10 protein-coding genes are annotated in these 9,750 nt (G+C 64.7%); 4 read left to right on the top strand and 6 right to left on the bottom strand.

The annotated features are described in order from the left end of the window. A partial coding sequence (locus tag ACQR1E_RS33940) for a zinc-binding dehydrogenase (RefSeq protein ID WP_434898105.1) occupies positions 1-110 on the top strand: 110 nt, incomplete at its 5' end. 222 nt (positions 111-332) lie between these two features. Here ACQR1E_RS33940 and ACQR1E_RS33935 read toward each other — a convergent pair. Both ACQR1E_RS33935 and ACQR1E_RS33930 read right to left on the bottom strand, forming a co-directional pair. Then, on the bottom strand, positions 333-848 hold the full coding sequence (locus tag ACQR1E_RS33935; RefSeq protein ID WP_315752692.1) for a cytochrome family protein: 516 nt from the start codon (positions 846-848) through the stop codon (positions 333-335). A 33-nt stretch (positions 849-881) separates the two neighbouring features. After that, positions 882-1,094 carry a hypothetical protein gene (locus ACQR1E_RS33930; RefSeq protein ID WP_434898104.1) on the bottom strand — a complete coding sequence of 71 codons (213 nt, stop codon included), beginning with the start codon at positions 1,092-1,094 and terminating at the stop codon, positions 882-884. Positions 1,095-1,823: 729 nt separating this feature from the next. Between ACQR1E_RS33930 and flhA the strand changes: the two genes are divergently transcribed. Further along, complete coding sequence (flhA, locus tag ACQR1E_RS33925; RefSeq protein WP_315714040.1) at positions 1,824-3,950, top strand: flagellar biosynthesis protein FlhA; 2,127 nt, start codon at positions 1,824-1,826, stop codon at positions 3,948-3,950. A 372-nt stretch (positions 3,951-4,322) separates the two neighbouring features. Continuing rightward, the gene (locus ACQR1E_RS33920) at positions 4,323-4,523 is read left to right on the top strand and encodes a hypothetical protein (RefSeq protein ID WP_315714039.1); all 201 of its coding nucleotides are present in this window, start codon (positions 4,323-4,325) and stop codon (positions 4,521-4,523) included. 131 nt (positions 4,524-4,654) lie between these two features. Here ACQR1E_RS33920 and ACQR1E_RS33915 read toward each other — a convergent pair whose 3' ends face one another. The 4 genes from ACQR1E_RS33915 to fliI form a co-directional block, all read right to left on the bottom strand. Continuing rightward, the gene (locus tag ACQR1E_RS33915; RefSeq protein ID WP_434898103.1) at positions 4,655-5,647 is read right to left on the bottom strand and encodes an anti-sigma factor; all 993 of its coding nucleotides are present in this window, start codon (positions 5,645-5,647) and stop codon (positions 4,655-4,657) included. A gap of 51 nt (positions 5,648-5,698) precedes the next feature. Continuing rightward, positions 5,699-6,247, bottom strand: a complete 549-nt coding sequence (locus ACQR1E_RS33910; RefSeq protein ID WP_315714037.1) for a sigma-70 family RNA polymerase sigma factor — start codon at positions 6,245-6,247, stop codon at positions 5,699-5,701. 153 nt (positions 6,248-6,400) lie between these two features. Then, positions 6,401-6,820 (bottom strand): flagellar export protein FliJ, encoded by a 420-nt coding sequence (gene fliJ, locus ACQR1E_RS33905; RefSeq protein WP_315714036.1) that lies wholly within the window; start codon positions 6,818-6,820, stop codon positions 6,401-6,403. A 109-nt stretch (positions 6,821-6,929) separates the two neighbouring features. Next, positions 6,930-8,252, bottom strand: a complete 1,323-nt coding sequence (fliI, locus tag ACQR1E_RS33900; protein ID WP_315714035.1) for a flagellar protein export ATPase FliI — start codon at positions 8,250-8,252, stop codon at positions 6,930-6,932. 423 nt (positions 8,253-8,675) lie between these two features. Between fliI and ctrA the strand changes: the two genes are divergently transcribed. Further along, positions 8,676-9,377, top strand: coding sequence for a response regulator transcription factor CtrA (gene ctrA / locus ACQR1E_RS33895; protein ID WP_012046382.1), 702 nt, complete (start codon positions 8,676-8,678; stop codon positions 9,375-9,377). Positions 9,378-9,750: the final 373 nt, after the last annotated feature.

Raw genomic sequence — 9,750 nt, 5'->3', positions numbered from 1 at the left:
ACGCGATTCACCCGATCGTCGATCGCGTCTACGACTTCGACGACGCTCCCGAAGCGTTCGCCCATCTCCGGACCGCCTCGCACTTCGGCAAGATCGTTTTGAAGCTGTAGGCGAGAGGATGGGAACGCTGCGCCGATCTACGACGCTGGAAAGCGCATCGCCGCGGAGTTGCCACCTGCTGACAAAGACCGGCCGGAAATCTCTCCGGGTTGGAATCAACCCACGCAACAAACCGAGGGGTCGATCACGCCTCGCTGATCCGCACGCGTGGCCCCGGCCGGCAGCAGCGCCGGACGGCGCGTGACCGGTCCTGCTTCACCGTCCGCCCGCTGTCACTCCGCGCCGGCCGTGAAGTCCTGGTCGGCAACGCTGGCGGTCTGCGGCACCTTGATGACCACGGCGGCGCGATTGAGCGCCTGGTGGCAGGAGTTGCAGGCGGCGGTGAGGTCGGCATAGGAGCGCTCGAAGCGGCCGATGTCCTTCTGCTTGATGGCCTGCGCCAGTTCGTCGAACGGCTGCTGCGTCACGGCCGTCGTCATGTCGGCAAACGAATTGCCCTCGACCAGTGGCTGCGCCCGGCTGACGCGGTTGAACGCGCCCTTGAGATTGCCGAGCTCATAGGCGCTGAACGCCCAGTTGCCGCTATGGCCGGCGATCCAGAGCCTGAGATGGCGCGGCTGGATGGTCGCGATCATCAGGTCGCTGACGGTCGGCAGGTAGGCTGGCGCCGGGGTCGGTGTCGGCGTCTCCGCCCTGGGCGCAGCGACCGCGATGAGCGATGCAAGCCCGGCCAGGCCAGCAGCCGTCGCTGTCAGCCGCAGACCATGGGGGAGCTTCTGTCGACGCATTTTCGGTTCTCCTGCATTCAATTTAGAAGCCTTCTAAAGAGCAGCATCCCTCGCCGCCAATCGCAAACGCTGATCGCAGCGATCAGAAAAACTTGATGCCGCGCGCCGCGCGACACGCACGATATCGACACATTGCTCGGCGCCACGCGCGCAGCCGGACGACGCGCAAGCGCCGAGCCCCGGGTCAGCAGAAAACCTGAATTTTGATTTGGCGAAATATTCCTGTTTCATTTTTTCCGAAATCATGTATATGATCTCCCATCCTGCTTCCGCCGGAGGGGCGTGTCGCGACCGTCACGAGACGTGGGAGGTGGGATGCGATGGGCGCAGGGAATCGCAGCGTGGCTTCGTGCCGCGCGGACGAACGGTTCGTTGCGCACGGCGAAGTCGTGCGGTCCTGATACCCCGACGCTGGTATCAAGCGGGTGGCGGTGCTCACGCATTGCGCCTGTGATGGTGGCCGACAAGCCCGGCGCACCAGGGAGACCACGTATAAGCCGTTCCAACCGTCGCGCAGGGAGGGCCGGGTGATTCGGCCAGACCTGTGGTGACTGCCGCCTGCTTTTTTTGCTGCAGGCGGGCCACGGGCGCGGCCGGCGCCCGGCCTTCCCTGCGCCCTCCATCCGATCGAGGGCGGACCTGACGCACAACTCGGGCGCACGGCGCCGCGAGACCGCGGGCGCACGCCAACCAAGCTGATGCAGGAGACCGACCGATGCAGACCAGCGCCTGGCACGCCGAGTGCGCCGCTCTCCTGCCCCCCGCAACCCTTTGTTAACCGCCATTAACCGAACGCTAACCAACCACCGGGCAAAAATTGCCGGGTGGAATGTGCGTGTCGTGGTTGGGTGCAGTTGACGGAGGAGACCTTCCGTGGACGCCGGCGCGGTACCTCAGTTTCGGAACGGCGGCCCTGCGGCCGTCGCGCAGTCGTTTGGGGCCGGCACACGCGGCCCGCGAGAAGGGGCGAAAGCCATGGTCGACGTCACGGCGGGTCAGGGGGTCGGATCTCCGGCCGGCGGGTTCTCATTCGCTGACCTCAAGACAGCAGTCCTGCGCGGCGACATCGCGCTGGCGCTCGGCATCCTCACCATCCTGGTGGTGCTGATCCTGCCGCTGCCCTCGCTGGTGCTCGATCTGTTCCTGGCGATCTCGATCACCCTGTCGATCCTGATCCTGATGACCGCCTTGTTCATCCAGGCGCCGCTGGAATTCTCGTCCTTTCCGACCATCCTCCTGATCTCGACGATGCTGCGGCTGTCGCTCAACCTGGCCTCGACCCGGCTGATCCTGTCGCGTGGCCACGAGGGCACCGATGCCGCCGGCCACGTCATCGAGGCGTTCGGCAACTTCGTGATGAGCGGCAATTTCGTCATCGGCATCATCGTGTTCGCGATCCTGGTGACGGTGAACTTCGTCGTCATCACCAAGGGTTCGGGCCGCATCGCCGAGGTCGCGGCGCGCTTCCATCTGGACTCCATGCCCGGCAAGCAGATGGCGATCGACGCCGACCTCTCCGCCGGCCTGATCGACGAGAAGGTCGCCAAGATCAGGCGCAAGGAGCTGGAGGACGAAAGCGGCTTCTTCGGCGCCATGGACGGTGCCTCGAAATTCGTCCGCGGCGACGCGGTCGCCGGCCTGCTCGTCGTCTTCATCAACATCATCGGCGGCATCATCATCGGCGTCGCCCAGCAGGGTCTCGGCTTTGCCGAGGCCGCCCGCACCTACACCACGCTGACCGTCGGCGACGGCCTCGTCACCCAGGTGCCGGCGCTGATCGTCTCGACCGCCGCGGGCCTCCTGGTCTCCAAGGCCGGCGTCAGCGGTGCCGCCGACAAGGCGCTGATCAAGCAGTTCTCGGGCTATCCGCAGGCGCTCGGCATGTCGGCCGCCGTGATGCTGGTGCTGGCGCTGCTGCCGGGCATCCCGACCCTTCCGTTCCTGGCGCTCGGCGGCGGCGCCGCCGCGCTCGCCCTCAAGGCGCGCAAGCAGAAGGAGGTCGCGAAGGCCGAGGAGGTCGCCGCGGCTGCAGCGCCCGCGGCGGCTGCCACCGCCGCGGCCGCCGAGGAGCCGATCTCGGCCGCGCTCAAGATCGACGACCTCAAGATCGAGCTCGGCTATGCGCTGCTGCCGCTCGTGAACGCACCCGACGGCACCGACCGCCTGACCGACCAGATCAAGGCGCTGCGCCGGTCGCTGGCGATCGAGATGGGTTTCGTGATGCCGTCGGTGCGCATCCTCGACAACGTGCAGCTCGAGGCCAACACCTACATCATCAAGATCAAGGAGGTCGACGCCGGCTCCGGCAAGATCTGGCCGAGCCAGTTCATGGTCATGGACCCCGGCGGCAACCAGGTCGCGGTGCCCGGCATCCACACGACGGAGCCGACCTTCGGCCTGCCCGCCACCTGGGTCGACGCCGGCCTGAAGGAAGAGGCGACGCTCAAGGGCTACACGGTCGTCGACGCGGCGACCGTGCTGTCGACGCACCTGACCGAGCTGCTCAAGGCCAATATGAGCGACCTGCTGTCCTACGGCGAGGTGCAGAAGCTCCTGAAGGAGCTGCCGAAGGAGCAGAGCGAGCTGGTCAAGGACATCGTGCCGACGCAGATCACGATTTCCGGCATCCAGCGCGTGCTGCAACTGCTGTTGTCGGAGAGGATCTCGATCCGCGACCTCTCGACCATCCTCGAAGGCATCGCCGACGCGCTCGCGTTCTCGCGCAACCCGGCAACGATCGTCGAGCACGTGCGCGCCCGCCTCGCCCGCCAGATCTGCGCCCAGAACACCTCGCCGATGGGCTACCTGCCGCTGATCGCGCTGTCGGCCAGGTGGGAGCAGGCGTTTGCGGAATCGCTGATCGGCCAAGGCGAGGAGCGCAGCCTCGCGATGCAGCCGTCGAAGCTGTCGGAGTTCATGACCGCGACGCGCGATGCCTTCGAGCGCGCCGCACGCGAAGGCGAATCGCCGGTGCTGGTGACGTCGGCGGCGATCCGGCCGTTCGTCCGCTCGCTGGTCGAGCGCTTCCGGGCCCAGACCACGGTGCTGTCGCAGGCCGAGATCCATCCGCGGGCGCGGCTGAAGACGGTGGGGAGCGTGTGACGGCTGACGTTGCGGAACCGCAGAATTCCGGGCGCGTTTGATCGGCGGGGCCGGCGCGAGGCGTCGGCTTTTGCCGTTTTTACCAGCAGACCACCCCTTGCTTTACCGCCACAGGCAAACGAATTCTTAATTTTGCGTTAGGTGGCTGAAATTTCATCCGCATACCGAACAACCAATCAAACCGTTGATATAACTATATGAATTTGAATTTCATCAACTTTCGATCGCGAGACATCACGCCTTATCACACACTTGTGATGTGGTCTACGAAACAGAATTGAGGTTTCCTACGTTAGTTCACGCGAGACGATGAACCGGAAAGCCCCCGGCTCACACGAATCAGCGAAGGACGGAAGACGGCAGGAGGCTTCCATGAACCACTCGATTTACAGCGCGGATCGTACGACCCACCTCAAGATCGTGGTGGTTGCGCTCGTGGCTGGCATCGCAGTGGCCGGCCTCGGCATCTCCGCCCGACTGAATGCGGAGCCGAACTACGCGCAGACGGCAAAGGTCCTCAAGGCCGGCAAGCCGGTCGTGGTGACGAGCTCGGAGATGTCGGTGGTTCGCTGACAGGAATTCCCGGAATTCACGCGGTTCTCACAGCCCCCCAACTGGCCGCGTGGATATGTAGTAGACCCAACCCCAAGTCGACTACTGAAAACGCCCGCTCCCCACGGGCGTTTTCTCTTTTGGGCGTTGAATCACCGCGCCGACGGCACCGTCTCGATCAGCTTGCCGGTAAAAACGATCGGCCCGGTCGCCTGCCCGGTCGGCGACCCGCCCTCCGGCTCGACCGTGACGGCGTAGGTCGCGCGGTTGACTGTGTCGGCGTCGTAGGACGAGAGAACGGGACGGCTGGTGAAGTCGCTGCCGCCGATCACGCCGAGCGAGCGCGGCTTCTGCAGCTTGTCGGAGACGAGCCACAACTCGAAGCTCTTGCCCGGCTCCGGCGCGGCGCCGACCCGGCGCACGGTGTAGCTCTTGCTGGCGGCATCGACGGTCAGGATGAAGGCCGGCGACGCCGCGTCCTTCTGCAGGAGGGCAACGAACTGGGCGGAGGGTTGCGCGGCCGGCACCTTGACCTCGACGGTCTGGATCCGCGGCTTCGGCTGCAATGGCCGCGGCAGGAGGTCGGGGCGGTAAACCTGGACACCGACCAGCGCGAGCAGCACGGCCGCGAGCGCGGTCATGATGTTGGCGACCGCGCGCAACTGCCGGACCTTGGACGAGAGCTGAACGACATTGGTGTCGTCGTTCGCGATCTCGCGAGCCGCGAAAGTGCTGCGTGTCGGCGTGATGACCGGCGCCGCGACCTCAGGCTCTGGTTCGCTGACGGGAGACGCATGGATCGGCGCGGCTTCCGCTTCGACGGGCGGGACCTCGGGAGGCGCGGGCTCGGGCTGAGCGGCAACGACCGGAGCCTCGACGATCGTCACCTGTCCAGCCGGCGCGCTCTCCGCGGTCGCGCGCAACCGCGCAATCTCAGACTTGATGCGATCCCACAGCTCGGGACGCGGCTCGACCAGCCCGACCATCTGATTGAGCGGACCGAGGCGAAATTCCCACGCCTGGACCAGTGCGACGAAATCCTTGTCGACCGCCATCATGGTCTCGACCTGCGCCCGTTCGGCGGCGTCGAGCGTCCCGAGCGCGTATTCCGCCGCCAGCGCGATATGGTCTTCGCTATACGCCATCACAGGTCCAGGTCACGTCCTACAAGGTCTCTCGCCGGTCCGAACAGCACCTCATCCGAGACCGAGGCATTGGCGGATGTCCATCATGCTCCGCCTCAGCCAGGTCTTCACCGTGTTCACCGGCGCCTCGAACTTGGTCGCCAATTGCTCGCGGCTCCAGCCGTTATAGTAGGCAAGCAGCACGAGCTTCTGGCGGTCGGGCTCGAGCTGGCCGACGCATTCCAAAAGACGCTTGAGCTCCTCCGACATCTCGCGGCGCGCCAGCGGATCCGGCGTCTCGGCCGCAACCTCCAGCGCGGAGGGCTCATCCTCCAAAGACAGCTCACCGCGCTTTCGCACCAGGTCGATGGCGCGGTTGCGGGCGATGGCGGCCATCCAGGTGATCGGGGAAGAAACGGCCGGGTTGAACTGTGCGGCGTTGTTCCAGACCTTCACATAGGTCTCCTGGACGACCTCCTCGGCGAGGTCCTGTCGGTGCAAGATACGGAGCACGACGCCATAGAGTTTCGCGCGCGTCGCCGCGTAGAGGCGCTCGAAGGCAGCCTCGTCCCCTTTGGCAACAGCGGCAAGCAACCAGACCAGCTCTGCCGGCGTCAGCATTCAGCGTCCCCGAAAATCGCCCCACTCCCTCGTTCGAGCCTACGTCCTCCCGTAGCACAAGTCCTGGGCAACTCTCCACCGGGGTGGGCACGACGAAAAACCCGGACCTCGCGGCCCGGGTTTTCGAAAGCGACAGCCGTGACGGCGACAGGCTCAGGCGATGACGCCGAGCCGGGCGCGCATCAGGCCGATAGAGTCCATGTCGGCCTGCTCGCGGGCGCTCTCCTCGGCCTTCTCGCGGGCCTGGTCACGCTCGTCGAGCAGCTCGACCTTCTTCATTTCCTCGAACGCCTCGGACAACGCGGCCTTGGCGTCCTCGAGCTGGGTGCGCAGCTCGTCGGCCGAGCGCGTCAGGTTTTCCCGGCGCTGGATCGCGGCCTTGGCGTAGGTCGGATAGGCAAAATGGGTCGGGTCGTTGATGCCGGCCCGCTCCTGCTCGGTCTGGATCTCCCGCTCGAGCTCGGCCGACATGCGCTGGAAGTCAGCGATCATGCCCTCGATCTGCGTCACCCGGCGGCGTTTCTCATCCACCTGAAATTTCTTCAGACGGATCAGCGTTTCGCGCGACTTCATCGACTCATACTCCCCAGAAGTCCCGTGTACGGCGCGGGACAGGGCCGGCCGCCCTTGCTGGGCTCGCCGACTAGGCTCATTACATGGAGGGGATGATTACCCGACAAAGTTAGCTTTCCGTTTCCAAGCGCCCCAGGATCTGTTCCAGCTCCCGATACCCGTTCTGCAGCGTCGAGACCTCGTCCTTGCGCTGGCGCAGGAACGCCTCCAGCGGCTCGTGCAGCCGGATCGCCTCGTCGACCTCCGGACTGGAACCGGCGCGATAGGCACCGAGCCGGATCAGTTCCTCCATGTCGGCATAGGTCGCCATCACCTGGCGCGCGCGCATGATCGTCGGCAAGAATACGGGGTCGGCCGATTTCGGCATCGTGCGCGATACCGATTTCAGGACGTTGATCGCCGGATAGCGGCCGCGTTCGGCGATCGAACGCTGCATCACCACGTGGCCGTCGAGAATGCCGCGCACCGCATCCGCCACCGGCTCGTTGTGATCGTCGCCATCGACCAGCACCGTGAAGATCCCGGTGATGGTGCCCTCGCCGCTGCCCGGCCCCGCCCGCTCGAGCAGCTTCGGCAGCTCGGTGAACACCGTCGGCGTGTAGCCCTTCGCGGTCGGTGGTTCGCCGGCCGACAGCCCGATCTCGCGCTGCGCCATCGCAAAGCGCGTGACCGAGTCCATCAGACAAAGGACATCCTTGCCCTCGTCGCGAAAATATTCCGAGATCGCGAGCGTCAGATACGCCGCCTGTCTTCGCATCAGCGCCGGCTCGTCGGACGTCGCGACCACGACGACCGAGCGCGCGAGGCCCTCCTCGCCGAGATCGTCCTGCAGGAACTCCTGCACCTCACGGCCGCGCTCGCCGATCAGCCCGATCACCGACACCGCCGCGTCGACGTTGCGCGCCAGCATCGACAGCAGCACCGATTTGCCGACGCCGGAACCGGCGAAGATGCCGAGTCGCTGGCCGCGGCAACAGGTGAGAAAGGTGTTCAATGCGCGGACGCCGAGATCGAGCGGCGAGCCGACGCGCCGGCGCGAATGCGCTGGCGGCGGATTGTTCCGATAAGGAACCGGTGAGGCGCCCTGCGGCAGCGGCCCCTTGCCGTCGATCGGCTCGCCCATCGCATTGATGACTCGGCCGAGCCAGGCCGGCGACGGCCGCACCTGATTGGCGGCATTGGCGATCACGGCGCGGCAGCCGCGGCGCACGCCCTCCAGCCCGGCGAACGGCATCACCACGGCATTCTTGCCGGAGAAACCGATCACTTCGGCAGGGATGTAATTGTTGCCGGTCTCGATCACGATGCGCGCGCCGACCGACATCGCATGAATCGGCCCGGCGATCTCCACCATGAGTCCCTTCACGCCGACGACACGCCCATAGGTGTTCACGGCGTCGATGTCGCTGATCTGCTCGGCCAGAGCCTTCATTGCCAAAGCGCCTTCATTGCGAGAGAGCTGTCATTGGGCCAGAGCCTTCATTGCGAAAACCTTAAGTAGGGGCAGATTCGCGTCGTCGGCTTAACTCTGTGTTTACTCGCATCATTAATCATTACGTCATGGTCTGGAGTGACTGACGTGCTTCGCTTTGCCGCCCTCAAAAAGCGGTGAGATCCGAGAGTCGGTTAGGTCCATCTCTTAACATGGAGCTTGAACGAGAGCGGCTAAGAAAAACTGCTTCATCGCAACACCTTACGGCGATTCGATAAAAATTGCACGGATAGAGCTTGCGGAGGGGAATCAGGATTTGTTAACCATCTCTCGTCAGGATCCGAATCAGTTGTTCAAAGGCGTTTTGAGTGCCGCAGATGGCGGCCGACCTGACGCCCGGAGCGGCGACTATGGGGAACTGGCATGCGCGTTTTGCTGATTGAGGATGACAGCGCCGTCGCGCAGTCGATCGAACTGATGTTGAAGTCCGAAAGCTTCAATGTCTACACGACTGACCTGGGCGAAGAAGGCGTCGACCTCGGCAAGTTGTACGACTACGACATCATCCTTCTCGACCTCAATCTGCCCGACATGTCCGGTTACGACGTGCTGAAGCAGCTGCGTGTCTCGAAGATCAAGACGCCGATCCTCATCCTGTCCGGCCTCGCCGGCATCGAGGACAAGGTCAAGGGTCTCGGCTTCGGCGCCGACGACTACATGACCAAGCCGTTCCACAAGGACGAGCTGATCGCCCGCATCCACGCGATCGTCCGCCGTTCCAAGGGCCACGCCCAGTCGGTCATCCAGACCGGCGACCTCGTCGTCAACCTCGACACCAAGACGGTCGAAGTCGGCGGCCAGCGCGTGCATCTGACCGGCAAGGAATACCAGATGCTGGAGCTGCTCTCGCTGCGCAAAGGCACCACCCTGACCAAGGAGATGTTCCTCAACCATCTCTACGGCGGCATGGACGAGCCCGAGCTGAAGATCATCGACGTCTTCATCTGCAAGCTGCGCAAGAAGCTCGCCAACGCCTCCGAAGGCCGCAACTTCATCGAGACCGTCTGGGGCCGCGGCTACGTGCTGCGCGAGCCGCACGACATGGACGAGCGCATCCCCGCCTGAGCTTTCACTGGGTCCACCGGCGAGCCTCACGGCTTGCTCCTCCCAGACTGGGCCCCGCCGCGAATGGCGGGGTTTTTGTTTGTGGGCTGGGTCGATCGAGGCGAAGAACGTCGCGCACAGGCTGCGGCTTCGCGAACATTGCGCTCCCTTCTCCGGCGGTTGCGGCGCATCGCCTGTCCCGGCAGGGCAAGCCTGGCAGTCGGGCGCGATCTGCTGCCCCCCATCTCCGTCATTGCGAGGAGCGAAGCGACGAAGCAATCCAGAGTCCCACCCTGGCCCCTGGATTGCTTCGCTGCTGTTCAGCCCGGAGACATAGCTTACACCTGTTCGGGGACATAGTTGACAGTTTTGGGGTCGCGCAGATCAATCGCTG

The organism is Bradyrhizobium sp. HKCCYLRH1030, assembly GCF_051168395.1.
In the GTDB taxonomy this organism is placed as follows: Bacteria; Pseudomonadota; Alphaproteobacteria; order Rhizobiales; family Xanthobacteraceae; genus Bradyrhizobium.
The sequence above is the reverse complement of the archived record's forward strand: the minus strand, read 5'-3'. Positions and strand labels throughout refer to the sequence as shown.

What these genes read in the sequence shown, in the direction of transcription:
- ACQR1E_RS33935 (WP_315752692.1), bottom strand. Translation starts at nt 848, where the DNA reads ATGCGTCGACAGAAGCTCCCCCATGGTCTGCGGCTGACAGCGACGGCT.
- ACQR1E_RS33930 (WP_434898104.1), bottom strand. Translation starts at nt 1,094, where the DNA reads ATGATTTCGGAAAAAATGAAACAGGAATATTTCGCCAAATCAAAATTC.
- flhA (WP_315714040.1), top strand. Translation starts at nt 1,824, where the DNA reads ATGGTCGACGTCACGGCGGGTCAGGGGGTCGGATCTCCGGCCGGCGGG.
- ACQR1E_RS33920 (WP_315714039.1), top strand. Translation starts at nt 4,323, where the DNA reads ATGAACCACTCGATTTACAGCGCGGATCGTACGACCCACCTCAAGATC.
- ACQR1E_RS33915 (WP_434898103.1), bottom strand. Translation starts at nt 5,647, where the DNA reads ATGGCGTATAGCGAAGACCATATCGCGCTGGCGGCGGAATACGCGCTC.
- ACQR1E_RS33910 (WP_315714037.1), bottom strand. Translation starts at nt 6,247, where the DNA reads ATGCTGACGCCGGCAGAGCTGGTCTGGTTGCTTGCCGCTGTTGCCAAA.
- fliJ (WP_315714036.1), bottom strand. Translation starts at nt 6,820, where the DNA reads ATGAAGTCGCGCGAAACGCTGATCCGTCTGAAGAAATTTCAGGTGGAT.
- fliI (WP_315714035.1), bottom strand. Translation starts at nt 8,252, where the DNA reads ATGAAGGCTCTGGCCGAGCAGATCAGCGACATCGACGCCGTGAACACC.
- ctrA (WP_012046382.1), top strand. Translation starts at nt 8,676, where the DNA reads ATGCGCGTTTTGCTGATTGAGGATGACAGCGCCGTCGCGCAGTCGATC.